This is a genomic window from Micromonospora zhanjiangensis (assembly GCF_042650605.1).
In the GTDB taxonomy this organism is placed as follows: Bacteria; Actinomycetota; Actinomycetes; order Mycobacteriales; family Micromonosporaceae; genus Micromonospora_J; species Micromonospora_J zhanjiangensis.
In genome coordinates, this window is record NZ_JBHSBN010000012.1 from 77,907 (window position 1) to 103,133 (window position 25,227).

Consider the following 25,227-nt stretch of genomic DNA (forward strand, 5'->3'; position numbering starts at 1 on the left):
GTCCGCCGCGGGCCGGCCGCCTCGCCCACCCGTCCGGACGGGGCACGCCCGTACGCGTCGGCGGCCGCGGGCCGCCGTCAGAGCAGGCCGAGCAGCGCCCGGGTGTCGATCTTCCCGTTGGCGGTCAGCGGGATCTCGTCGACGGCGACGAAGTCCGTGGGGATCATGTAGTCGGGGAGTCGGGCGACCAGGCCGGCGCGGAGCCGGTCGACGTCGACCGGCCGGCCGGCGGCGGCGACGACGAACGCGGCCAGTCCGCGCGGCCGTGCCGGCGTACCCGTCGCGAGGACCACGGCGTCGCGCACCGCGGCGTCGTTCCGCAGGATCGCGCGGACCTCCCCGAGTTCGACGCGGTACCCCCGGATCTTGACCTGATGGTCGACCCGGCCGAGGAACTCCAGGGTGCCGTCGGGCAGCCAGCGGCCGAGGTCACCGCTGCGGTAGAGGCGGGCCCCGGAAGCACCGAACGGATCCGGCCGGAACCGGTCCGCGGTCAACGCCGGGTCGCCCAGGTAGCCCCGGGCCACCCCCGGGCCGCCGATGTGGATCTCGCCGGCCACGCCGACCGGCGTCGGCTCCGACCGGTCGGTCAGGACGTACATGGTGGTGTTCGGGATCGGCCGGCCGAGCGGAACCAGTTCGGTGTCCACGGCGTCGTCGACCGGCTGCCCGGAGTTGCCGATCGTGATCTCGGTGGGCCCGTACTCGGTCGCCACCGGGGTGCCGCCGGGGCCCGCGAGGTCGCGCCAGCGGCGGGCCAGCGCGGTGGGGAACGCGTCGCCCGCGGCGATCACGATCCCCGCCAACCCGTGGGCCTGGCCGGCGTCGAGGTCGGAGCTGAGCAGGCCGAGCTGCCCGGGGGTCAGCTTGACGAAGCTGTACGGCGCGCCGGCGGCCAGCGCGTCCCCGAGGTCGGCGGCGGCCAGCGGATCGGGCAGCAGGTGGACCGGCTGCCCGGTCAACAGGGGCGTGTACAGGCTCGGGATGCCGAGGTCGAAGGCGAGGGAGGCGAAGAACGGCGAACCCCCGCGACCGCGGGCCGCGTACGCCTCGACGGTCCACAACAGATAGTTGCGCAGACCGCCGTGCTGGACGAGGACCCCCTTGGGGGCACCGGTGGAACCCGACGTGTAGATGACGTACGCCAGCTGGGTGGGGTCGATCCGGGTCGCCGGCGCAGTGGCCGGCGCCGTGTCCACGGCCGCGGCTTCCCGGTCCACCAGCAGGAACCGACACCCCGGTACGGGCTCCAGCGCGGGCAGGTGGCCGGTCCGGCTGAGCACCAACCGGCACCCGGCCGTGCCGATCATGTGGCGCAGCCGCTCCACCGGGTGATCCGGGTCCAGCGGGACGTACCCGGCACCGGACTTCCAGACGCCGAGCAGCACCGGCAGCAGGTCGACGCCCCGGCGCAGGCACACCCCCACCGGGGCGTCCGGCCCGGCACCGAGACCGATGAGGTGGTGGGCGACCCGATTGGATCGCCGCTCCAGCTCCCGGTAGGTCAGCGACCCGTCGACCAGCCGCACGGCGGTGGCCTCCGGGGTCCGCTCCGCCTGGGCCCGGATCAGCTCCACCACGCTCGGGCCGTCCCGGTCGACGCGGGATCCGACGGCCCAGTCGTGCAGGAGGGCGCGGCGTTGTTCCGGCGGCAGGCAGGCGCGGCCGGGGTCGTCGGGCCCGTCGGCGATCGCCGTCAACACGGCCCGGTACAGCGCCGCCAGCCGGTCCAGCCGGGCCGGGGAGACCGCGTCCGACGCGGCGCGCAGCAGCAGGTGGCCGTGCCGTACCTCGACCCGCAGGTCGTACCGGTCGGTCGGTGCGCCGGCGGCGTCCGGGGCGACGAAGACCGGCTCGGCCCCGCCGGCCGGTCCGACGCCCGCGACCGGCGGGGTGGCGGCGTGCGCCGCCCGCCACACCCGGTCGACCAGCCCTCGCCACGTCGGGTCGGTCGGCGCCAGCCCGATCCGGCGCGGCACCCGGTCGTCGGCCGTCAGCAGCAGGTCGACCGGGCGGATCCGCTCCTCGGCCAGCATGCTGAGCACCTTGACGTGCGCGGCGAGCAGCACCGCAGGCATCGGCGCGTCGCCGGTGCGGGCCCGCAGCGCGTCCGCCAGGTCGGCGTACGCCACCCGGACCACCCGCGCGGCGTCGGCGCCGGCGGCGTGATCCGCGCCGGTGCCCCGCCCCGCCCCGGCGACGGTGGAGGAGGAGATCGTGGTCATGGGTGTCCCATCAGGTTCCGGACCACCGTGCCGACCAGGTCGCCCGCCTCGGGCAGGATGAAGTGCTCGGCGTCGATCAGGTGGAACGCGAAGTCCCGCGTCGTCTCCGCCGACCAGGCCGCCATGTCGGCGGCGCGCACGAATCCGTCGCGCCGGCCACCGATGACGGTGATCGGCACGTCCAGCGGGGGCGCCGGCCGGTACCGCGCCCGCTCGACCACCCGGTAGTCGGCGCGGATGATCCTTTCGAGCATCGGCATCAGGTCGGGATCGTCGAGCACGGTCTTGGGCATCCCGCCGAACTCGACCACCCGGCGCAGCAGCTCCTCCCGGCCCAACAGGTGCAGTTCACTGCGCGGACGCAGCCGCGGCGGCTCGGACGACGAGACGATCAGCATGGCGGGCTCGGCTCCGCCGTCCGCGCGCAGCCGCCGGGCCAGTTCGAAGGCGATGACACTGCCGGAACAGTGGCCCAGCAGGACGAAGGGACGGTCCAGCAGCGGCGCCAGGGCCGGTAGCAGCCCGTCGATCAGCGTGCCCAGGTCGTCGACGAGCGGTTCGGCGAGCCGGTTCTCCCGACCGGGGAACCGGACGGCACAGAGCTCGACCTCGGCCGGCAGCCGCTCGGCCCAGGAGTTGAACGCCGCCCCACCGGCGCCGATGTGCGGTACGCAGATCAACCGGAGCCGGGGATCGGTGACCTTGCGCGGGCGGGTGAGCCACCGGGTGGGTGTGCTCACGGGTTCAGCCGTTGGCGCAGGAGGGCGTCGAGCCGGGCGTCGGCGAGGACCGCGGCCGGCGACTCGACGCCGTACCCGGACAGGTGGATCCGGGCGTCGGGGATCGCCGCCCGCCAGGACTCGGCGACGGCGGTGGCGTCCGGCCCGTCGACGCAGAGAACCGCCGGACCGTCGTACCCGCCGGGCCGGTAGCCGGGTAGCTCGCCGGCGAACTCGGCCCAGGCCAGTTGCGCCCGGGCCACGTCGGCCGGGGACAGTTCCCGGTCGTACCAGCCGGCCGCGCGCATCCGGGCGAGCACCTCGGTGGCATCCTCCCGGCCGGAGAGCGCGAAGCGGCGCGCCAACGCCGTGCACCGCAGGTCGAGCAGGTCCCCGACGTCGGCCCGCGGTCCGGCGGCCGGTCCGACCGCGGGCGGCAGGATCATCGCCAGCGCGACCTGGTGGCCGCGCCGCCGCAGCGCCCGGGCCAGCTCGTACCCGAGCACCGCGCGGTGGCCGAAGCCGGCCAGCAGGTACGGGCCGTGCGGCACGGCGGCCAGCAGCGCGTCGAGAAGGTGGCCGGCCAGCGCGGCCGGCCCGGAGTCCGGCGGGAGCGGACCGGTCACGCCCGGCGCCGTGAAGCCCGTCACCGGCCGGTCGGGCGCCCAGCGTACGGCCGCCTCCCGCTCCCGTTCGGCATGGCTCTCCGAGTGCAGCAGGACCAACGGCGCGGCGCCGCCGCCCGACACGGTCGGGGTCGGGGTCGGACCACAGCGCACCTGCGCCCAGGACCGGGCCCGCCACCGGGAGACCGCGTCGGGGCCCGCGAGCAGGTCCGGGAACGCGGTACGGCCCGGCGCCGGCGCCCGCTCGTTGCCCACGGTCAGGCTCTCCGCCAGCCGGGCCGGGGTCGGGTTGCGCAACGCCACCGAGCTGCGCACGCCGATGCCACGCCGGCGCAGCTCGTCCACGGTGTCGATGATCGAGAGCGAGTCGCCGCCCAGGTCGAAGAAGTCGTCGTACGGGCCGACCTCGGTGTCCAGGACGCCCCGCCAGACCTCGCAGACCGTTTCTTCGATCGCCCGGCAGGTCAGCGGTGTCCCGCTCTGCCGGGTACCGGGTGCGTCGACCGCGGTCATCCCCACCTCCGCCCCTCGCGTGCCTGTCGATCCTCACCGGAGGTCGGTGGGGCGGACCAGGCAGTTCGCCGGCAAGTCCGCTGGGGGGAGTTGCCGTCGCCGTTGCCTGTCCATGGCCGATCGGGCGTGCGTTACTGGGCATCCGGGAGGGACGATGATCGAGACTGAGGTCGTTCTGCGTACGCCGGTGCCGCAGGCCCGCGTCGCGGAACTCGAGCGACGGATGTTCTACGTGTCCGCGCGGATCGAGTCGTTCCGGCTCGTCGTGGACGACGGAACGGTCCGCGCGGTCCGGTTGTTCAGCACGGCGGCGCTGGACCGGGAGGCCCTGTCGGCGAAGCTCAACACCCTGGTCGAGAACGACCTGGGGAGCCAGCCGGAGCAGCCGACCAAGGTGGTCTGGCGGTCCGCCAACCGGCGCGCCACCCACCAGGTGTACGCGCCGCTGCTGGCCGCCGGCGTCGTCAGCGAGGCCGGCGAGGGGCAGATCGCGGTCGGGGAACCCCTGGTCTCGTTGCTGGCGGCCCTGGACCGGCGGCTGCGGGACCTCGTGGTGCGGGCGTTCGGGGCGACCGAGTACCGGTACCCGACGCTGATTCCCACCCGGGTGCTCGACACGGCCGGATACCCGGGCGCCTTTCCCCAGTACCTGATGTTCGTGACCCGGCTGCACGAGGACCTGGACGTGTACCGCGACTTCCAGCGCTCGTACGACGCGACGGGCGCCCTGGACGGCGCGGCGCTGCGGCGATGCTCCAATGTGGACTACTGCCTGCCGCCGACGATGTGCTACCACACCTTCGCCCAGTACCGTGGCCGGGTCCTGCCGGCCGACGGGGTGCACGTCGTGACCTCCCGCGGCAAGTCGTTCCGGTACGAGTCGCGGTACGCCACCACCCTGGAGCGACTCTGGGACTTCACCATCCGGGAGACCGTGTTCTTCGGCGGCCGCGGCGCGGTCCTGGACGCCCGGGAGCGGCTGATGGAGCTGATCTTCGCCCTCGTCGACGAGCTGGGACTGGACGGGCACTGCGAGGTCGCCAGCGACCCGTTCTTCATGGGTGCCGACCGCGCGGCCCGGGCCTGGTCCCAGCGACAGCTCGAACTCAAGTACGAACTGCGGCTGCGGTTGGGCCCGGACCGCGACGTGGCCGTCGGCTCGTTCAACTTCCACGGCGACTTCTTCGGCCGGGGCTTCGACATCACCCGGCCCGACGGGGTCCCGCTGGTCAGCGGCTGCGCCGGGTTCGGCCTGGAACGCCTGGTGTACGCGCTGCTCTGTCAGCACGGCCCCGATCCCGACAACTGGCCGGCGGCGGTCCGCGCGGCGCAGCGCGCCGAACTCGCCGACGAACAGTCCCCGGTGCGCTGATGGCCGCGCGCCCGACCCGTCCCCAGCGGCCTGCGGCGGAAGGAGAGATCTGGTGAGCGACGCCGTCGCGGACGACACCTACCAGGTCGTCGTCAACCACGAGGAGCAGTACTCGATCTGGCCCGCGCGTCGCGAGCCGCCCGAGGGCTGGCGGGGCGAGGGCACCGTCGGCACCAAGGCGGACTGTCTCGCCCACATCGCCGAGGTCTGGACCGACCTGCGTCCGTTGAGCGTCCGCGCGGCGAGCGCCCGCGCCGACGCGTCGTAGTCGCCGCCGGCCGGGTAGAGGAGAACCAACCGTGAACGTGGAACAGGCCGAGAGCCGTACCGGTGACGTCGACCGGGCGCGGCGGGCCGAGCGGATCCGGCAGCGGCTGCTCGGCTCCACCCACCGTTCCGTGTCGATCGACCGGGTCGACCGGGACGGGCCGCTGCCGCTGTCGGCCGGGCAGCAGCAGATGTGGGTGCTGTACCAGCTCGATCCGGCCAGCCCCGCGTACCTCATGGCCTGGACGCTGCGGCTCGCGGGCGAGCTGGACGTCGAGGCCCTGCGGTGGGCCTGGGAGCGGCTCGTGCACCGGCACGAGATCCTGCGGACCCGCTACGGCCAACCGGGGGACGAGCCGGTCGGGTACCTCGACCCGCCGGTCCGCTTCGAGCTGCCGGTGGTCGACCTGTCCGGCGAGCCGGCGGCCGAGCGCCAGGAGCAGGCGCTCCGGATCACCGCCGCGCGGCGGCGGCAACCGTTCGACCTCGAGACCGAACATCCGCTGCGGGTGACGCTGATCCGGCTGGCGCCGGACCGGCACCTCATGGTCGTCGTCACGCACCACATCGCCTGCGACGGGGCGTCGTACCGGCGGATCGGCGCCGAGGTGAGCGCCGGGTACGCCGAGCGCGCCGCCGGCCGCCCCGCCGCGCTGCCGGAACCGCCGATCCAGTACGCCGACTACGCCGGCTGGGAACGCGGGCGGACGGCCGGTGACGCGCTGCGCGACCATCTGGCGTACTGGCGTCGTCACCTGGACGGCCTGGCGGAGCTGGCCCTGCCGACGGACCGGCCCCGGCCGCCCCGGCCGGACTGGCGCGGCGGGGCGGTCGAGGTCCCGCTCGGGCCGCAGCTGAGCGAGCGGATCCGGGCGCTGGCGAGCGCCCGGCAGGCCACCCCCTACCTGGTGCTGCTCGCCGCCTTCCAGACGATGCTCGCGCAACTGTCCGGCACCGAGGACGTGGCGGTGGGTACGCCGGTGGCGATGCACGCGCTGCCCGAACTCGACCAGCTCATCGGGTACACCGTCAACACGGTGGTGGTGCGCGCGCGCTGCCCGCGCGACGGCACGTTCGGCGCCGTGCTGGCCGAGGTCCGGACGGTCGCCCTGGCCGCGCTCGACCATCGGGAGGTGCCGTTCCGGCTGCTCGTCGACGAGCTGCGGCCGGCCCGGGACGCCGGCGGCAACCCGCTGTTCCAGGTGGCGTTCGACCTGAACCCCACCGACGACGGCGTGTTCGACCTACCCGGGGTCGACGTAACGCCGGTCGGGGCGCCGGAACGGACGGTGGCCAAGTTCGACCTCACGGTCCACGTCGCGGAGGAGCCCACCGGGCAGTTGTCGGCGCACCTCGAATTCGCCCGGGCGCTGTTCGACGAGGAGACCGCCCAACGCCTCGCCACCCACTACGGCGTGCTGCTCGACGCGGTGGTCCGGGAACCGGACCTGCCGTTGGCGCAGCTGCCCACGCCGTACCTGCCGAACCGGACGCCCGGCGGGCCGGACGGCGACCGGGCAGCGACGGCACCGGCCGTCGCGCCGGCCGTCAGCGGTGGCGACGGACCGCCGCCCGCCGGGGAACTGCTGGGCACGCTCGACGAGGTGTGGCGGGACGTGCTGCGGGTCGACCACGTCGACCCGGACGACAACTTCTTCGACATCGGCGGCGACTCGATCCGGGCGGTCGCCCTCGCCGGCCGGCTCAAGACGCGGGGCCTGGACGTGACCGCGGCGGACCTCTACGCCCACCAGACGGTCAGCGACCTGGCCCGGGCGGTCGCGGTCCGGCGCCGGGCGGAGGTGCCCACCGGGATCGCCCCGTTCGCCATGGTGGGCCGGGCGGACCGGGACGCGTTGCCGACGGACCTGGCGGACGCCTACCCGGTGGGTGCCGGCCAGCTCGGCATGATCGTCGAGATGCTGGCCCGGCCCGACCTGAACCTCTACCAGGACTCCACCTCCTTCCTGATCCGTGGCGACGGCCCGTTCTCGGCCTCGGCCTTCCAGCAGGCGGTGCAGCTCGTCGTGGACCGGCACGAGGTGCTGCGCACCACGTTCGACCTGAGCAGCTACTCCATCCCCCTGCAGCTGGTGCGGCGCGAGGTCAGCTACCGGCCCGGGGTCACCCGGGGCGACGCCGTCGGCCCGGACGGCTGGGAGCCCCGGCTGCGCGCGTACTTCGACGAGCGACGGCGCAACCCGATGACGCTGACCGAGGCGCCGCTGGTGCGGTTCCACGCGCACACCGCGGCGAACACCGACGACTGGTGCTTCTCGGTCACCGAATGCCATCCGGTGCTGGAGGGCTGGAGCTTCCACAGCCTGATGATGGAGATCCTCACCGCCTACCGGGAACTGCGGGCCGGCCGGGTGCCGGTGTCCCCGGAACCGGTGCCGTTCCGGTACGCGGACTACATCGCCGCCGAGCTGGCCGCGCTGCGGTCGGAGTCCGACCGCGCCTACTGGCGGGAGGTCGTCGAGGGCCGGTCGCCGGGCCGGCTGCCGGCCGCCTGGCGGGACGACCCGGGCGCCGCGCGGGACCGCTACCAGCACAGCGTCGGGTTCGACGACCTCCAGGAGGACCTGCGCCGGCTCGCGGCCGAGACCCGGACCTCGCTGAAGGCGGTGCTGCTGGCCGCGCACCTGACGGTGATGAGCGCGGTGACCGAGGCGACGGACTTCTGCACCGGCCTGGTGACCGACGCCCGACCGGAGATGGTCGGCGCGGAGCGGGTCCCCGGCTTCTACATCAACACGGTGCCCTTCGCGATGCCCACCGGGGCTCGGACCTGGGGGGAGCTGGTCCGGCTCGTCTACCGGGGACTGACCGAGATGTGGCCGCACCGCAGGTTCCCCATGCCGATGGTGCAGCAGGAGTTCGCCCCCGGCACCCGCCTCGTCGAGGTGATGTTCAACTATCTCGATTTCCACCAGGTGGACAAGGACCTGGTGCACTGGGAGGCGACGGTCGACGAGTCGGAGAACGAGTTCGCCCTGCACGTGTTCACCCTCGCCGGCGAACGCTCCGGGGTGCTCCGGCTCAACACCACCAACCACGTGCTGACCCGGGACGCGACGCGCCGGCTCGGCGACATGTACCGGGCCGTACTGGAGGACATGGCCCGCGGGTCGGCGGGCGATGCCACGGCGGCCCGCCTCGCACCCGACGACGTGCGCCGGCTCGCCGCCGGCCGGGACGCCGCCGCGCCGGGCCCGGAGCCGGCCCCGGTCCCCGACGCGTTCGCCGGGTGGGTCAGCAGCCGGCCGGACGCGGTCGCGGTCCGGTCCGGGCAGGTCCGGCTCAGCTACGCGCAGCTCGACGCGGCGGCGCGGGAGGTGGCGGACCGGCTGCGGCAGGCGGGCGTACGCCCGGGTGGGTTGGTCGCGGTGGCGGCGCGGCACGACGTGTCGCTGCCGGCGACGCTGCTCGGGGTCTGGCGCGCGGGCGCCGCCTGGCTGGCCCTCGACGGCGCGCTCTCGCCGGGGCAGCGGCGCGCGGCGGCCCGCGCCGGGGGAGCGGACGCCCTCATCGAGGCGGACACCGTGACGGAGCTGGGCCCGCCGGCCGACGGGTCGGGGGCCGGCGGGCGGCCCGGCTCGGCCGCCTGCGTGCTGCCCGATGCGCGGACCGCGCCCGGCGGCGGAGCCGTGCTCTCACACCGCGCGCTGGCGTCCGCGTTGGCGGGGCTCCGGGCCGGGCTCGCCGACAGTGGCGCCCCGTCGACCGAGGAGTCGGTCTGGTTGTTCGCCAGCCCGTTCCCCTCCTGGCCGGCCCTGGTCGAACTGCTCCTGCCGATCGTCACGGGCGGACAGCTCGTCGTCGCCGCACCGGAGCCGGAGCGGGCCGCATCGGCCCGGTCCGCGGCGGCGGCCGTCGGTGGGCCGTCGGCACCGGTCACCCATTTGCACGCCCCGCCCGCGACCCGGTGGCAGGTCGAGGCCGGCACCGGGCGGGAGACCGCGGCGGGACCGGGCGCCGGGTCGCCGACCGCCGTCCTGGTCGGTGGCGACCCCCTGCTCGCGGTGGCCCACCCGGCCGGCACCGACGCGGACCTCCGGCTGATCGAGGTGGGCGGCGCCGACACGTCGCCGGGATGGCTGACCCTCGCCGGCCGGCCGCTACCCGGTGTGCGGCCGTACGTCCTGGACCCGCACCTGCGCGCCGTGCCGATCGGGGTGATCGGCGAGTTGTACGTGGGTGGGCCGGTGCTGCCCGACGGGTACCACGCCGATCCGGTCGGGACCGCCGAGCACCTCGTCCCCGACCCCGCCGGCCACGGTGGACAGCGGCTCCTGCGAACCGGTCGGCTCGCCCGGCTGCACGGGGACGGCCGGCTGGAACACCTCGGCCCCGTGCGGGCGCACACCACCGCGGACACCGGTCTGGTCGACCTCGCCGAGATCCGTGCGGCACTGTGCGCCCAGCCGCAGGTACGCGAGGCGTACGTCCTGCTGCGGCCGACGGCGGCCGACGGGCGCACGCTGGTGGCGTACCTGCGGCCGGTCCCCGGCACGGCCGTCGACCCCGGCGAGCTGCGCCGGGTCCTGGCCGACCGGCTGCCCCGACGGCTGGTCCCGGACGTCCTGGTCCCGGTCGAGACGTGGCCGCTGACGCCCGAGGGCCGGGTCGACCCGGACGCGCTGCCCGACCCACCCGCCGCGGACGCCGCGGCCGGCCGTCGTACACCGTGGGACGCGGAGTTCGAGGCGCTGCTGCGGGCCGTGCTGCCGACCCTGCCCGCCGACGCCGAGCTGACCCCGGACGCCGAGCTGACCGTCCTGGGCCTGAATTCGCTCTCCACCGTGGAGCTGCTCATCTCGCTGGAACACGCCTACGACGTCAGCATCTCCGGCGGACGGCTGGTCCTGGACATGTTCGAGACCCCGGCGACCCTCTGGGACGGGATCTCCCGCCTGCGGACCGCGCGACCGGACCCGACCGGTGCGATCCCATGACGCCGTACGCACCGACCGGACCCGCACGACCGACTGACAGCCGACACGGAGGTGGCCATGTCCATCGCAGACATTGACACGTCGTTGCGCGACGGCATCCGGGATGCCGTCGCCGACATCCTGGAGATCGAACCCGACGAGATCACCTGGACCAGCAGCTTCGAACAGGACCACTACGCCGACTCGTTGCAGCGCATCGAGATCCTCGCCGCTCTGGAGCGCCGGCTCGGCATCACGATCGACCAGTCCCTGCTGCCCAGGATGACCGACCTGTCCAGCACCTACGCCGTGGTCGCCGAGACCCTGGCGAACCGGTAGCGGGACGGAGGGAGCTGGCCATGTCGGCCGAGTCGACGCGCCGGCGCGTGGTGATCACCGGCCTCGGTGTCATCAGCAGCATCGGCACCGGGGCGGACGAGTTCGCCCGGGCGGTACGCGCGGGCCGGTCCGGCGTGGGACCGGTCCGGGCGTTCGACACCGAGGGATTCGAGCACCGGAACGGGTGCGAGGTGCCGGACTTCGACCCGGCGGCGTGGATCGACCGGCTCGATCCCGGTGAACTGGGCCGGGCCAGCCAACTCGCCGTCGCCGGCGCCCGACTGGCCCTCGCCGACGCGCGGCTCGCCCCGGCGTACCTGCGCGCCCGGCCGGCGATCGTCGCGGTCGGCACGACCAGCGGCGAGACCAGGGAGGTGGAGCTGGCGCTGCGGCACCAGCTGACCACCGGCACGACGGACCTCGACCCGGGTGCCGCCCGGCGGGCCCGATCCGGGCGCCTGTCCGCGGACATCGCGCGGGAGTTCGACCTGACGGAGGTCGAGGCGGTCACGGTGCCGACCGCGTGTGCCGCCGGCAACTACGCGATCGGCTACGGCTACGACGCGATCGCCGACGGCGACGCGGAGCTGGCGCTCTGCGGCGGGGTGGACGCCATGGTCCGCACCAACTTCGTCGGATTCCACCGGCTCGGCACCCTCGCACCCGCCGAGTGCGCTCCCTTCGACCGGGACCGGCAGGGCGTCCTCATCGGCGAGGGGAGCGGGATGCTCGTCCTGGAGCACCTCGACGCCGCCCGGGCGCGCGGCGCCCGGATCTACGCCGAGGTGCTCGGGTACGGGCTGAGCTGCGACTCGCACCACGCCGTGTCGCCGGACCGGGACGGCGTGGCCAACTGCATCGCCCGCGCGCACGCCGACGCGGGTGTCGCGCCGGACGACGTCGACTTCATCTCCGCCCACGGCACCGGGACGAGGACCAACGACCTGACCGAGGTGGCCGCCATCCGCCAGGTCTTCGGCGACCGGCTCCCGCCGACGGTCTCGGTCAAGTCGATGTTGGGTCACGCCATGGGCGCCGCGAGCGCGCTGGCCGCGATCGCCTGCGCGCTGGCGCTCACCGAGGGCTTCATCCCGCCGACGATCAACCATCGGCACCCGGACCCGGAGATCGACATCGACTGCGTACCGAACCGGGCGCGACCGGCGCGGCTGCGTCGGGTGCAGAACAACGCCCTGGCCTTCGGCGGGAACAACGCCGTCCTGCTGCTCGGGGCGTACTCGTGACCGCGGCGCGCGCGGTCATCACGGGCTGGGAGACCCACTCGCCCCTGGGTCACGGCGCCGACGCGCACACCCGCGCCGCGGCATTCGCCGTGCGCCGGGACGACGCTCCCCGCCGGGTGCCCGACTTCGAGGTACGGCGGGTGCTCGGCACCAAGGGGACCCGTTCGATGTGCCGGGCCAGTGGCCTCGCGGTCGCCACCTCGGGACGGTTGCTGACCCGGTTCGCCCTGGACCAGCAGCGGCGCGCGGGCTACCCGGACGACGATCTCGGCCTGGTGCTGGCCACCAGCGACAACGTGCGGACGATCGTCGACTTCAACCGGGACAGCTGGACCGGGGCCCGCCCGTACGACGTGGACCCGGCGCAGCTGCCGGTGACGCTGATGAACGTGCACGCCGGCCAGTGCGCCATCTGGCACCGGCTGCGCGGGCCGAACTCCACGATCTGCGGTTCCCACGTCGGGTCGCTGCTGGCCCTGCGCTACGCCGGCCGGCTGCTGCGGCGCGGACGCGCCCGCGCGATGCTCTGCGGGGCGGTGGAGGAGGACAGCGAGGCCCGGTCGGCGTACGCGGCGGCTCGGGCGGCGCCCGGGCCACGGCGGCCACCGGGCGAGGGCTGCGTCGTCTTCCTGGTCGAATCCGCCGATCGGGTCGTTCCCGAACGGCCGGTGCTCGCCGAGTTGCTGACGGTGGAGTTCGGCTTCGCGCCGCGCGACGGCGCGGTCCGGGCCGCTCTCGCGGCCTGCCTGTCCCGGGCGCTGACCCGCACGGGCGTGCCGGCGGAGCGGATCAGCGCGGTGGTTCCGTCGCCGGCGGTGGACGCGCGCGGCGACGAGGAACAGCTCGCGATCAAGGCCGTCCTCGGCGAGGTTCCCGTGGTGTCGAGCGTCCACGACGCGCTGGGGGACACCGACGCGGTGGCGGCGGCGTTCCAGATCGTCCAGCTGCTGACCGACCCGGCGCTGGCCGGCCGGGTCGCGGCGGTCACCGCGACCGATGCCGAGGGACGGGTCGGATGCGCGCTGCTGCGGATGGCCTGACCGACCCTGTCCCCTCCAGAAAGGACCCGACCGCGATGGAATCGACAAGCACCGGCGACAGGCCGGTCGTCCTGTACCTCACCAACGGCAGCGAGCTGATGCGGGTCGGTGGCAACGCGCTGCGGACCGCCGCGGTCGACGAGGCACTGCACCGCTGCGCGATCACCACCACGCACCGGGTGCGCTGCGTCGACGAGGAGGACTGCGCGCACGCGGCGCCGGCCGAGCCGGCGGCGGCGGCGGGTATCGGCCAGGACGCCGCGTTCCACAACGCCTACTGTTCCGTGGCCGGGCAGCGGGTGCGCGAGGTGGCCGAACGGGTCCGGCCGGACATCGTGGTGGCCACCGGACTGGAGATGTGGCGCTACCTGCACGTGGCGAAGGAGACGACCGGGGCGGCCGCCGTGCTCGACCTGGTGAACGCCGATTCGCAGCTCGCCGGCGAGATCTGGTCGGTGCTGCGGTCCCGTCCGGACGCCGAGACCTTCGGACTCGACGACGGGGTGGCCCTGCGCCGGGTCGAGGCCGCCGCGCTCAGCTTCGTGGACCACCTGTGGACCTGCACCCGGCTGGACGCGGCGGCCCTGTCCGCGCTGCACGACTTCCCGATCGACAACGTCACGGTCGTGCCGAACGCGGTGACGTCACCGGCGGCCCGGCCGCAGCACTCCGGCGTGGAGCAAATCGTCTACCTCGGCCGGTTCGGCTGGTTCCCCAACTACCTCGCGGCCGAGTTCCTGATCGACGAGCTGGCCCCGATGCTGGCCCGCTCCGCGACCCCGTTGCCGATCGTGCTCGCCGGCTTCGGACCGCCCGCGTCGCTGCTGCGGCGGCGGCTCCCGGCGGCGGTGCGGCTGCTGGCCGACCCGGTCACGATCGATCACCTGTGGCCGGACTCGCTGCTCGCCGTCCCGCTGACCCTCGGCGGCGGCAGCCGGTTGAAGATCCTCGAAGCCTTCGCGGCCGGCTGCCCGGTGGTCTCCACCGCCAAGGGCATCGAGGGCATCGACGCCGAGGACGGCGTGCACTACCTGCGGGCGGAGACGGCGGCCGAGATGACCGACGCGGTCAGCCGGGTCACCGCGGACCACACCCTCCGGGAGAACCTGACCAAGGCCGGCTTCGACCTGCTCAACGACGCCTACACGCCCCAGCGCCTGATCCCCCTGGTCGCCGGCAGCCTGCGCCGGTTCACCGCCGTACGCCGCTGACGACCCGCCGCCGCGCCGGCCCCGGCCGGGCACCGGGTGCCGGCGGCCGCGCGGGTCAGGCCCTCGCCGGTACGTCGACCGGGTGCAGGACGGTCGCCAGGTCGGCGAGCGGGCGGAGGTTGAGGAAGTCCTCCAGGTGCAGGCCGTGCCACCCCTGCTCGGCGAGCCGGCGCAGCACCGCCGGTACCCGGTCCAGCCGTCCGCCGGTGAGCGCGTACGGGTCCTCCAGCAGGGCCCGCGGCGCCGCGTGGGTACGGACCGCGGCCAGCAGCGCCCGCTCGCCGTCGGTCCGGGGCGGCCGGGGACGGGCCGGCGCACCGCGACCGTCGGCAGCCGTACCGGTCCGCCCGAACGCCGCCGGATCCGTGGTCACCGCGTAGCCGCGGGGGGTGATCGCGGCCGGGCACGAGTCGAGGCGCGCCATCAGCCAGCGGTGCAGCGCGACGGCGTCCAGGTCGGCGGTGCGGGCCAGCACGTCGGCGTGCATCGTGGCCCGACCCGCCTCGGTGACCAGTCGCACCGCGCACCGGCTCACGTCGGGATGGGTGGCGATCAGGTCCCGTACCGCCGCGGGTCTGATCCGGCAGCCGTCGACCCACGCCCAGCCCTCGGCCAGCGGCGGTCGGCTGCGCCCGGCGAACGGCGGCACGGTGCGCAGGACGAGTTCCCGCGTGCTGCCGGCCTGCTGGACCAGCAGACTCTCCAGGTGCCGGAGCAGGGCGGAGGTGGTGGCCCGGTCCCGGACCCGGCTGGGCACGTGCAGGGTCACCTCCCCGAGGTCGGGGCCGTACTGCGCGCTGAGCCGGATCCAGTTCTGCCAGGGTTCCTCCGCCTCGGTCAGCCGGGTGTCCGCCAGCGCCCGGGCCAGCGTCGCGGCGTCGCACGGTGGTCGCCCGCCCGGCGCGGCGCTCGGCTGGTCGCCCACCACGAAGTTGAACTGGGGGATGAGGTCGCTGCTGGTGCCGCGTTGGTGCTGCACCCGGATCCCCTCCAGCAGCGTCTCGGTGTTGTCGCACTCGGCACGCTGGGTGGCCGTCAGTTGGGCGCCGGCCGCCTGGCGCAGCAACGACCCCACCGTGTCCGCCCAGTCGACCTCCACGCTGGCCAGCGCGGGCAGCACGGTGGAGGTCACCGTGTTCCGGCGGCGGGCACTGAACCGGTTGTTGACCACCGTCGACACCCCGATCGTCCGGAACCCGGTGGTGGCGGACATGACGGCCGCGTACGCGCCGAGCAGGACCGCCGACGCGGGGACCCGGTACCGCTCGGCCAGCTGGTCGAGGGCCAGGGCGGCGGCGGGTGACCGCAGCCGGGCGACGTGCACGCTGTGCCGGCCGGTGTCGCGTCCCTCGCTGATCTCCGGGAACAGCGTGTGCGGGATGGCGGCCATCTGCCGGCGCCAGTACGCCAGACCCGCCCGGTTGCGCCGCGCCCCCGCCTCGGTCGACTGCTCCGCCGCGAGTTCACGCGGCTGTCCGTACCGGTCGTCGGCGGCGACCGGCGCGGGGTCGAGCAGCACGGCGAGGTCGCGGCGGAGCACGTCCCCGCCCCACACGTCCGCGGCGACGTGGTCGAGCAGGACGAGCACGTCGAGCACGCGGTCCCCGCGGGCGACGAGAATCGCCCGCCCGCAGGACCGGGTCACGTCGAACGGCGGGTACCCGGCGCCGACGATCTCCGCCACACACCGTTCCCGCGCCGCCGGGTCCGCGTCCGCCGGCAGCCGGACCATCTCGTACTCCAGCGCCGGATCGCCGATCCGCTGGAACGGCTCGCCGTCGGCGGCCACGAGGTAGCGGGTACGCAGGGATTCGTGCCGGTCGCAGAGCCGGTGCAGCGCGTCCGTCGCGGTCCCCAGCGGCACGCCGGGCTCGGCGAGCCCGACCCGGAAGCCGACCGGGTCGAAGGTGCGGCGGTCGGGGAACCGGTACTGGTCGAGCCAGGGCCAGGCCTGCCCCCAGCTCAGCGGGTACGTGGCAGCGGCACCGTCAGCCGTGGACAATCCGGCACCTCCTGGTGTCTGGTCGTGCGGTCTCGCCGGTCAGGCCGTGCCCTTGGCCTCCCGCTCCAGCAGCTCGGCGAAGGCGAGCCAGCCCTCGGAGCACTGGCGGGCCAACCGGGCCACGGAGTACGTGCAGTGCGGTGGCAGGGCCGTCGGCACCTGGTGCCACTCCGGCGCGTTGACCACCCGCAGGCTGAGCCAGCGCAGGAACTGCCGGCCCGAGTCGGTGAAGCGCAACGACGGATCCTGCTGCAGGCTGTGCAGCAGGTCGTCGATGTTCGCGCCGACCCGTCGCATCGTCCGCGTCACCTGGCCGTCCACCGCGGCCGGCCGCCGTACCCCCAGGGTGGGGTCCTCGCCGCGGTCGAGCCGGGCCCGTACGTCGCGGACCGTGGCCGGGGAGATGCCCGCCCGGCGTGCGGTCTCGCGCAGCGACGTCCGCGGATCGCGCCGGATTATCTCGGCCGCGATCCGGCGGCCCCGGTCGCCGTCCACCGGACGCGCCCGGCCGTCGCGGCCGATCCGGGCCGAGGGCTGCGGCACGGTGGTGAGCGACCGGCGGATGGCGCCGACGGTCCCCGGTGCCAGGCCGGTGATCTCCGCGATGGTGCGGTCGGACCACGAGCCGAACGAGGTGATGATGCGGCGCGCCGCCGCGGTGCGGTCGGCCAGGGACAGTGGCAGACCGTGCCCCGCGTTCGCGCGGACGGATTCGACGAACGCCTGTTCCTCCGTGCCGTCGAAGAATCGCACGTCGATCGTCCGCCGGCCGCGCAGCACGGCAGCGTGCAGGCGGTGCATGCCGTCGACGACCCGCATGGCCGTCCGGTGCACGAGGATCGGCGGTAGGTCACCGTCCAGCTCCGCCAGGACCCGGACGTACGCGGGGTCCGCGCCGTCGAGCCGGGGGGAGTCGGCCGGCGCGAGTCGGTCCAGCGGGACCCGGACCGGACGGGCCTGCTGCCGGGGATCGTCCGGCGCGGTCAGGACGGGTAGCTCGCGGGGGAGCGCCGGCACCGTGCCCGACCCGTCACTGCCGTCCACCTCTCCCATGCCGCACCCCAGTTCACGAAGCCGACGAATCGATTCACCGCGACCGGCCGACGCCGTGGTGGCGCCACGTCACCCGCCGTCCACCGGGTCCGGCGGACCGATCAACCGAAAGACCAAGACCAATATCTGGTTGCCGGAACCGGGAAGTCCGCGAAGCCGGACGCCTCCGGACAGTGCCGTCTTCGACACCGGCTGACGTCGGCGCCGGCATCGGAACCCACCGGACGGCACCGGACACCGTCACCGACGTCCCCGGCAGCGAGAGTCGTTCGGGCTTTCATCCAGTGAAAGCAGCCGTCCCGACCATGGACGTCGCGCGGGATGATGCGGCCCCGACGACATTCATCCAGGAAGGTGCGGTGACATGGCGTTCGCGCGTGACCAGTGGTATGTGGCGGCCTACGACAGCGAGGTCGGCCGGGACCTGCTCGCCCGCACGGTGCTCGGCGAGCCGCTGGTGCTGTACCGCACCGGTGCCGGGGAGGCGGTGGCGCTCGCCGACCGGTGCGTCCATCGGCGCTACCCGCTGTCGGAGAGCCGGCTCGACGGCGACACGATTGTCTGCGGTTACCACGGCTTCACCTACGACCCGACCGGCGCGTGCGTCTTCGTACCGGGTCAACAGCGCATCCCGCGCACCGCGCGGGTCGCCTCGTACCCGGTGGTGGAACAGGACTCCTTCGTCTGGGTCTGGATCGGCGACCGGGACCGGGCCGACCCGGCCGCGATTCCCCGCGCGCCCTGGCTGGCCGACCCGCGGTACGCGGTGGTCCGCGACATGGCTCCCCTGAACGCGCGGTACGAGCTGCTGGTGGACAACCTGATGGACCTGTCCCACGAGACCTATCTGCACGGCGGCTACATCGGCACGCCGGAGGTGGCGAGCACCCCGATCACCACCGAGGTGGACGAGGAGCGGGGCATCGTCTACGTCAGTCGGCACATGGACGACGCCGAGTGCCCGCCGTTCTACGCGCGCTCCACCGGGATCCAGGGCCGGATCACCCGCTGGCAGGACATCGAGTACCACCCGCCGTGCCTCTACCTCCTGCACAGCCGGATCGCGCCGCGGGGCGTCCTCCCGCCCGCCGAGGGCGCGGACAGCGAGGCCTTCCACGCCGAGATCGTGTACGCCATCACCCCGTCGACCGCGCACACCACCTACAACTTCTGGGCCGTGGCCCGCGACTTCGCGATCGACGACGAGTCGGTCGGCGAGTACCTCTACAACAGCAACCGGACCGTGGTCACGCAGGACGTGACGGCGCTCGACATCCTGGAGCGGGTGATCGCGGCCGAGCCGGCGGACCGCCAGGAACTGAGCATCAACATCGACACCGGTGGCCTGGCCGCCCGGCGGCTGCTGGCCCGGATGGTCGGGTCGGGGACGGTGGGAGTGCCGCGGTGAGTTCCCGAGCCGACGTGCTCACCGGGGACCGGGTCTACCGGATCCAGTGGATACCGGGCACGGACACCCTGCGCGGGACCTGCCACTGCGGTGCCGAACGCGTCGCCGAGGAGCCGGTCGAGTTGTGGGACTGGTTGCTCGCCCATCCGCGGGACCACCGGGCCGCCGCTGTGCCGGCGTCCGGGCCGTCGAGGCCGGCGGCGGTGCGGGTGTGACCGGGGACGACCTGACCGGCGTGGACCTGGTGGTCACGCGTCGGGAGCGGGTGGCGGCGCAGGTCGTCGCGATCAGCCTGGGCCGTCCCGACGGCGGTGACCTGCCCGAGTGGGAGCCGGGCGCGCACGTCGACCTGGAGTTGGAGGCCGGACTGGTACGCCAGTACTCCCTCTGCGGCGATCCGGCGGACCGATCCGCCCTGTGCGTCGCGGTACAGCGCGAACCGGACGGGCGCGGCGGCTCCCGGCTGGTCCACGAGCGGCTCACCGTCGGCGCCACGGTCCGGGTACGCGGACCGCGCAACACCTTCCCGCTGGTTCCGGCACGGCGGTACCTCTTCGTCGCCGGTGGCATCGGCATCACCCCGATCAGGCCGATGGTCGCCGCCGCCGACGCCGCGGGTGCGCAGTGGCGGCTGGTGTACGGGGGACGCAGCCGCGCCACCATGGCCTTCGCGGCCACCCTGCGGGAGACGTACGGCGACCGGGTCAGCCTGCACCCGCAGGACCGGGACGGGTTGCTCGACCTGGCCGGACTACTCGGCCGGCCCGGCGCCGGTCTCGTCTACTGCTGCGGACCGGAGTCGCTCGTCGACGCGGTGGAGCGGCACTGTCGTGGCTGGCCGCCCGGCCGCCTGCACGTCGAGCGCTTCACCCCGCGGCGCGACACCGGCGGGCCGGAGGCGGCGATCGAGGTCGAGCTCGCGGTCTCCGGACGGACGGTGACCGTGCCGCCGGGTACGCCGATCCTGCGGGCGGTGGAGGAGGCCGGCGTGCGGGTCCTCTCATCCTGCCGGGAGGGCACCTGCGGCACCTGCGAGACGACGGTGCTCGCCGGTGTGCCGGAGCATCGGGACGCCCTGCTCACCGAGCAGGAGCGGGCCGCCGGGGACGTCATGATGATCTGTGTCTCCCGGGCCCGTACCCCGCGGCTGGTGCTGGAGCTGTGATCGGACCGGCGCGGGCGGGATGATGGCGGGGTGCGTGGGCAACCGGGGCGGTCGGTGACGAGCAAGGTGCTGGCGCTGCTCGACGCGTTCAGCCCGACCAGCCCGGCGTTGACCCTGAGCGAGCTGGCCCGCCGCGCCGAGCTGCCGTTGTCCACCGTGTACCGGCGGGCCGCGGAACTGGTCGAGTGGGGGGCGCTGGAGCGCGGCGACGACGGGCGGTACCGGGTGGGCCTGCGGCTGTGGGAGGTGGGTTCGCTCGCTCCGAGGGGCCTGGGGCTGCGGGAACTGGCCCTTCCGGTGATGGAGGACCTGTACGAGGTGACCCACGAGAACGTCCAGCTCGCCGTCCGGCAGGGTCTCGAACTCGTCTTCATCGAACGGATCACCGGGCGGGACGCGGTGCCCGTACTCACCCGGGTGGGTGGCCGGTTCGCGATGCACGCCACCGGCGTGGGGCTGGTCCTGCTCGCCCACGCGCCGGTCGAGGTGCAGGAGGAGGTGTTGGCCGCGCCGCTGGAGCGGTACACCGACCTCACCATCACCGACCCGGCCCGGCTGCGCCGCTGCCTCGCCGACGTGCGGCGGGTCGGGTACGCGGTCAGCGACCGCCAGGTCACCATGGACGCCCTCTCGGTGGCCGCGCCGATCCGGGCGTCGGAGGGTGTGCTGGCGGCGATCTCACTGGTGGTCGCCCACGACCGGGCGGACCCGGTGGTGCTGGCTCCGCTGGTCCAGGCCGCGGGCCGGGTCCTCTCCCGGGCACTGGGCAGTCCACCCCGGCAACCACCGGGGTGGACGCCGTCACCGCCCCGCGGCGGGACGCGGTAACTCGTCCGGCCGCCCGTCGCCCGTCCCGGGCCTGGCCACGGCTGCCGGGTCCACCGACGCCACGGCCGATCCGGATCGAATTTGTCACGACAAGATAACAACCTGACCCCGACGGCATGTCCAACCCGTCCAGTGGGTTGCGGATCGGGACCCCCGGCGGAATATTGCTCTGATCAACTTGCCTGATCCGGGCTCCGACCGGCGGAGACGGGATCATCGGTCACTGGAGACCACATGTCCACAAGGGTCGTCGGGCACCTCACGGTCCCACCGTCGTCGCGTCGTCCGGCCGACGCGGCGAGGTGCGGGCGGTGACGTCACCGCCGCGGACCCGCGACCGGTCGACGGACCCCGTCACGGACCCGCCCGATCCCGCGACCGCCGCGCCGCCGCCGGCTCGGGGTGGCACCATCCGGGACCGGCTGATCGGCATCATCGCCCTGCCCGTCCTGGCCGTCCTGCTGTTGCTCGGCTACATCACGGTCATCGAGGTGTCCGACTACCGGGCCGTGACCGCGGCCGGCGAGTCGGTGTCCCTCGCGCTCGCGGTGCAGGACCTGACCGAGGAGTTGCAGACCGAACGCGGTCTGAGCGCGGGTCTGCTCGGCGGCAACACCGGCTTCCGCGACGAACTCGGTCCGGTCCGGAAGCGGGTGGACGAACGGCGGCAGGCGCTCGCCAGGATGGCCGCCGAGGCCGGCGACCTGGCCGACCGGTTCGACGGGCCGCTGCGGCAACTCGACGGACTCGCCGTGCTGCGGTCCGGCACCGACAGCGGCGGCGTCGGTCGGGCCGCCACGTACCTGTTCTTCACCGAGCGCATCGCGAGCCTGAACCGCATCGACTTCGGCCTCGGCGACGTCGCGGACCGGGAGCTGCGACGGCGGGCGGCCACCCTGGACGCGCTGAGCCGGGTCAAGGAGGGCACCGCCCAGCAGCGGGCCTTCCTCAACGGGGTGTTCTCGGCCGGCGGGTTCGCCGACAGCGAGTTCGCCCAGTTCGCCGCGATGCGGGCGGCCCGGGACACGGCCCTGAACGACTTCGCCGCCCAGGCCACCCCCGGCGAGCGGGCCGCCGGCGACTGGGTGCTGGACACCGGCGCGGCCCGGGAGGCCGCCTACTTCGAGCAGGTCGCTGTCGACTCGGCCGACGGCCGACGGCTGCAGGTCAACCCCCAGTCCTGGTGGTCGGCCCTGACCACCGTGCTGGACGGCATGCGTCAGCTCCAGCGGCACGTCGGCGCGGGGATCGAGGCCCGGGCCGAGGAACTCCGGACGGAGGCCACCAGGCGCCTGGTCCTGCTGGTCTCCCTGGTGCTCGCGTTCCTCGCCGGCGCGGTCGCCCTGCTGGTGGTGGCCGGCAGGTCGATCACCCGTCCGTTGGCGGTCCTGGCCATGGAGGCGAACGACCTGGCCACCACCAGGCTGCCCGTTGCCGTGCACCGGTTGCAGGACGGTGATGACCAGGAGAGTCCCGAGGCGCCGCCACCGGTCCACGTCCCGGCCCGGTCCAGCGTCGAGGTCCGGTCCGTCGCCCGCGCTCTCGACCAGGTGCAGGAGGTCGCCTTCCGGCTCGCCACCGAGCAGGCCATGCTGCGTCGCAGCACCACCGAGTCGCTGGCGAACCTCGGCCGGCGCAACCAGAACCTGCTGCGGCGCCAGCTCGGCTTCATCACCGAGCTGGAACGGGAGGAGACCGACCCGACCGGGCTCGCCAACCTCTTCGAGCTGGACCATCTCGCCACCCGCATGCGCCGCAACGCGGAGAGCCTGCTGGTGCTGGTGGGTGCCGCGGGGCCGCGCCAGTGGCTGGCCCCGCTGGGGATCGCCGACGTGATCCGGGCCGCCGTCTCCGAGGTAGAGGAGTACCGCCGGGTACAACTGCGCCGCATCGACGACGCCTGGGTGGTCGGCGCCAGCGTGACCGCGGTGGCCCACGTGCTCGCCGAGCTGATCGAGAACGGGCTGACCTTCTCGCCGCCGGACGCGGACGTGGAGATCCAGGGCCGGCGGACCGGCCAGGGCTACCTGATCGCGATCACCGACCAGGGGATCGGCATGTCCGCGGAGGACCTGGCCGAGGCCAACCGGCGGCTGCGCGGCGAGGTCGACTTCGTCTCGGCGCCCACCCGCTACCTCGGCCACCAGGTGGTGGGCCAACTGGCCCGGGAGCTGAAGCTCGAGGTCCAACTGACTCCCTCCCCGGTCACCGGGGTGACCGCCCGGGTGCTGCTGCCGTCCGCCGTCCTGTCCACACCGAACGCGATCCGGCCGGACGACTCCGGGCATCCCGACGGCGGTCCGCCGAACGCCCTCACCGCCGGCCCGCGCCGGGACGCGACCGAGGCCGGTGTGGTGGGCTCGTTCGGACCGCGCCGGGAGATCGCCGGGGGACCGGTTCAGGAGGTCGCACGGACCGGCGGGAGTCCGCGTACGGGCGGTTTCGTCATCGAGGGCGGCCCGGTCACCCCCACCGACGTGAGCGTGCCAGCCCCACCGGTCGGGGCGTACCCGATGGGTCCGTCCACGGCCCGACCGGCGACCGGACAGCCGTCCAGCACCGAGCCGGCGGTGGAACGAACCAGCAACGGGTTGCGCAAGCGGTTGCCCCGGGCGCGGCGGACGAGCCCGGCGGTCTCCCCGGCGGCGGCCGTACCGGAAACCGACCACCGCCCCGCGACGATCGACGCCGCGCCCGCGGACATCCGCGACCGGCTGACCGCGCTGCGCGCCGGGGTGCGACGCGGCCGGGACGAGGGGTCGGAGACCGTGGCCGGACCGGATGCCGGCACGACGACCGAATCAGGGGAGCGCACGTGACGGTTGAACCGCACACCGACCCGCACCAGTTGAACTGGCTGCTGGCGAACTTCGTCCGGCAGACCGACGGGGTACGGGACACCGTCGCCGTCTCGTCCGACGGCCTGCTCATCGCCTCCTCCTCGGGTCTGGACCGGGCCGGCGCCGATCAACTGGCGGCGATCGTCTCCAGCATGTCCAGCCTGGCCCGGACGGCCTCGCGCAAGTACGACTTCGACGGGCTGAAGTTGATCATGATCGAGATGAGGCGGGGTTTCCTGCTGGTCTCCGCGATCAGCGACGGCAGCTGCCTCGGCGTGCTGGCCGAGGGCGGCTGCGACCTGGGTCTGGTCGGCTACGAGATCTCCCTGCTCGCCGAGCGCTTCGGCGCACTGCTGACCCCGGCCTTGATCTCCGAGTCGAGAAAGGTCCTGCCGCGGTGAGCGACGGCGGGCCCCGGTTGCCCGATCCGCGGATGATCCCACCGTGGAGTCCCACCCCGCCGCCGGCGGCCGCGCCGGAACCGGAGCCGCCGTCGCGGCGCCCGGCCGGCCCCGCGGCGACGGCGGCGGTCCGTCCATTCCTGCTCACCGGCGGGCGGACCCGGCCGGTGCACGACGGGCTGCGGGTGGAGACCCTGCTGTCGGCCCCACCGTCGGCGCTCTCCGCGCCGCTGCGGTTCGAGGCCCGGCACATCGTGACGCTGTGTCAGCGCGCCACCAGCGTCGCCGACCTGGCGGTGGCGTTGCGGGTACCGCTCGGGGTGGTTCGGGTACTCGTCGCCGATCTGATCACCGAGGGATACCTGCGTCGCGAGGAACAGGGCGAGTTCTCCATCGCCATGATCGAGAGGATCAGGGACCGTGTCCGCGCTCTCTAGCCAGCGGCCCGCTCCCACGGCGGTGAAGGTCGTGGTCAGCGGCGGATTCGGCGTCGGTAAGACGACCTTCGTCGGGGCGATATCGGAGATCGAGCCGCTGGTCACCGAGGCCGACCTCACCGAGGTGTCGGTGGGGGTCGACGACACCACGGGCGTCGCGGCGAAGACCACCACCACGGTGGCCCTGGACTTCGGTCGGATCAGCCTCGACGAGTCCCTGCTGATGTATTTGTTCGGCACGCCGGGCCAGGACCGTTTCGCGTTTCTCTGGGACGACCTGGTGGACGGCGCCCTGGGAGCGGTCGTCCTGGTCGACACCCGCCGGATCGAGGACTGCTTCCCCGCCGTCGACTACTTCGAGGACCACCACATCCCGTTCCTGTTGGCGATCAACAACTTCGACGCGACCCGGCGGTTCGAACTCGCCGAGGTCCGCGAGGCGCTGGGCGTCGACGACGACGTGCTGATCGTGGAGTGCGACGCCCGCGACCGGGAGTCGGTCAAGCAGGTGCTGGTCGCCCTCACCGAGGTGGTTCTCGCCCGCCACCTCGCCCGAGCGACCCAGCCACGGGCGGCGGGATCACCGGAATGAGGAGACAG

Annotated in this window: 20 protein-coding genes; 15 read left to right on the forward strand and 5 right to left on the reverse strand. The window is 74.2% G+C overall.

Features of this window, described 5'->3' with window-relative positions; translation table 11 throughout:
• Window positions 1–77 precede the first annotated feature (77 nt).
• The 3 genes from ACFOX0_RS18610 to ACFOX0_RS18620 are packed head-to-tail and all read right to left on the reverse strand — an operon-like array spanning window position 78 to window position 4,083.
• Window positions 78–2,225: an amino acid adenylation domain-containing protein gene (locus ACFOX0_RS18610; protein WP_377547524.1), complete on the reverse strand. Its 2,148-nt coding sequence runs from the start codon at window positions 2,223–2,225 to the stop codon at window positions 78–80.
• On the reverse strand, window positions 2,222–2,965 hold the full coding sequence (locus tag ACFOX0_RS18615) for a thioesterase II family protein (RefSeq protein WP_377547527.1): 744 nt from the start codon (window positions 2,963–2,965) through the stop codon (window positions 2,222–2,224). The genes ACFOX0_RS18610 and ACFOX0_RS18615 overlap by 4 nt, the downstream gene beginning before the upstream one ends.
• Window positions 2,962–4,083, reverse strand: coding sequence for a phosphopantetheine-binding protein (locus ACFOX0_RS18620; RefSeq protein ID WP_377547529.1), 1,122 nt, complete (start codon window positions 4,081–4,083; stop codon window positions 2,962–2,964). The genes ACFOX0_RS18615 and ACFOX0_RS18620 overlap by 4 nt, the downstream gene beginning before the upstream one ends.
• Before the next feature lie 154 nt (window positions 4,084–4,237).
• Here ACFOX0_RS18620 and ACFOX0_RS18625 point away from each other — a divergent pair, with 154 nt between their 5' ends.
• The 7 genes from ACFOX0_RS18625 to ACFOX0_RS18655 are packed head-to-tail and all read left to right on the forward strand — an operon-like array spanning window position 4,238 to window position 14,493.
• Entirely contained in the window at window positions 4,238–5,455 is a 1,218-nt protein-coding gene (locus ACFOX0_RS18625) for a hypothetical protein (protein WP_377547532.1), read from the forward strand.
• 52 nt (window positions 5,456–5,507) lie between these two features.
• Complete coding sequence (locus tag ACFOX0_RS18630) at window positions 5,508–5,723, forward strand: MbtH family protein (RefSeq protein ID WP_377547534.1); 216 nt, start codon at window positions 5,508–5,510, stop codon at window positions 5,721–5,723.
• A 31-nt stretch (window positions 5,724–5,754) separates the two neighbouring features.
• Window positions 5,755–10,680: a condensation domain-containing protein gene (locus ACFOX0_RS18635; protein ID WP_377547536.1), complete on the forward strand. Its 4,926-nt coding sequence runs from the start codon at window positions 5,755–5,757 to the stop codon at window positions 10,678–10,680.
• Between the two features lie 57 nt (window positions 10,681–10,737).
• On the forward strand, window positions 10,738–10,998 hold the full coding sequence (locus ACFOX0_RS18640; RefSeq protein ID WP_377547539.1) for an acyl carrier protein: 261 nt from the start codon (window positions 10,738–10,740) through the stop codon (window positions 10,996–10,998).
• Between the two features lie 20 nt (window positions 10,999–11,018).
• A complete protein-coding gene (locus ACFOX0_RS18645; protein WP_377547541.1) occupies window positions 11,019–12,242 on the forward strand; it encodes a beta-ketoacyl-[acyl-carrier-protein] synthase family protein in 1,224 nt (407 codons plus the stop codon).
• Window positions 12,239–13,282: a beta-ketoacyl synthase N-terminal-like domain-containing protein gene (locus ACFOX0_RS18650; protein WP_377547543.1), complete on the forward strand. Its 1,044-nt coding sequence runs from the start codon at window positions 12,239–12,241 to the stop codon at window positions 13,280–13,282. Before ACFOX0_RS18645 ends, ACFOX0_RS18650 begins: the two co-directional genes overlap by 4 nt.
• Before the next feature lie 35 nt (window positions 13,283–13,317).
• Window positions 13,318–14,493 carry a glycosyltransferase gene (locus tag ACFOX0_RS18655; RefSeq protein WP_377547545.1) on the forward strand — a complete coding sequence of 392 codons (1,176 nt, stop codon included), beginning with the start codon at window positions 13,318–13,320 and terminating at the stop codon, window positions 14,491–14,493.
• Window positions 14,494–14,548: 55 nt separating this feature from the next.
• On the opposite strand, the gene ACFOX0_RS18660 is transcribed toward ACFOX0_RS18655, so the two are convergent.
• Together ACFOX0_RS18660 and ACFOX0_RS18665 are read right to left on the reverse strand one after the other, a co-directional pair.
• Window positions 14,549–16,495: a condensation domain-containing protein gene (locus tag ACFOX0_RS18660; RefSeq protein WP_377547548.1), complete on the reverse strand. Its 1,947-nt coding sequence runs from the start codon at window positions 16,493–16,495 to the stop codon at window positions 14,549–14,551.
• Between the two features lie 39 nt (window positions 16,496–16,534).
• Window positions 16,535–17,548, reverse strand: coding sequence for a ParB/RepB/Spo0J family partition protein (locus tag ACFOX0_RS18665; protein WP_377547550.1), 1,014 nt, complete (start codon window positions 17,546–17,548; stop codon window positions 16,535–16,537).
• 364 nt (window positions 17,549–17,912) lie between these two features.
• Between ACFOX0_RS18665 and ACFOX0_RS18670 the strand changes: the two genes are divergently transcribed.
• The 8 genes from ACFOX0_RS18670 (at window position 17,913) to ACFOX0_RS18705 (ending at window position 25,219) form a co-directional block, all read left to right on the forward strand.
• On the forward strand, window positions 17,913–18,956 hold the full coding sequence (locus ACFOX0_RS18670; RefSeq protein WP_377547552.1) for a Rieske 2Fe-2S domain-containing protein: 1,044 nt from the start codon (window positions 17,913–17,915) through the stop codon (window positions 18,954–18,956).
• The gene (locus ACFOX0_RS18675) at window positions 18,953–19,171 is read left to right on the forward strand and encodes a hypothetical protein (protein WP_377547555.1); all 219 of its coding nucleotides are present in this window, start codon (window positions 18,953–18,955) and stop codon (window positions 19,169–19,171) included. Before ACFOX0_RS18670 ends, ACFOX0_RS18675 begins: the two co-directional genes overlap by 4 nt.
• Window positions 19,168–20,121 carry a PDR/VanB family oxidoreductase gene (locus ACFOX0_RS18680; RefSeq protein WP_377547557.1) on the forward strand — a complete coding sequence of 318 codons (954 nt, stop codon included), beginning with the start codon at window positions 19,168–19,170 and terminating at the stop codon, window positions 20,119–20,121. Before ACFOX0_RS18675 ends, ACFOX0_RS18680 begins: the two co-directional genes overlap by 4 nt.
• A 30-nt stretch (window positions 20,122–20,151) precedes the next feature.
• Window positions 20,152–20,949, forward strand: a complete 798-nt coding sequence (locus tag ACFOX0_RS18685) for an IclR family transcriptional regulator (protein WP_377547560.1) — start codon at window positions 20,152–20,154, stop codon at window positions 20,947–20,949.
• 422 nt (window positions 20,950–21,371) lie between these two features.
• Window positions 21,372–23,768, forward strand: a complete 2,397-nt coding sequence (locus ACFOX0_RS18690; RefSeq protein WP_377547699.1) for a sensor histidine kinase — start codon at window positions 21,372–21,374, stop codon at window positions 23,766–23,768.
• Complete coding sequence (locus ACFOX0_RS18695; protein ID WP_377547562.1) at window positions 23,765–24,190, forward strand: roadblock/LC7 domain-containing protein; 426 nt, start codon at window positions 23,765–23,767, stop codon at window positions 24,188–24,190. Before ACFOX0_RS18690 ends, ACFOX0_RS18695 begins: the two co-directional genes overlap by 4 nt.
• Window positions 24,187–24,627, forward strand: a complete 441-nt coding sequence (locus tag ACFOX0_RS18700; RefSeq protein WP_377547564.1) for a DUF742 domain-containing protein — start codon at window positions 24,187–24,189, stop codon at window positions 24,625–24,627. The genes ACFOX0_RS18695 and ACFOX0_RS18700 overlap by 4 nt, the downstream gene beginning before the upstream one ends.
• Window positions 24,611–25,219, forward strand: coding sequence for a GTP-binding protein (locus ACFOX0_RS18705; protein ID WP_377547566.1), 609 nt, complete (start codon window positions 24,611–24,613; stop codon window positions 25,217–25,219). Before ACFOX0_RS18700 ends, ACFOX0_RS18705 begins: the two co-directional genes overlap by 17 nt.
• Window positions 25,220–25,227 lie beyond the last annotated feature (8 nt).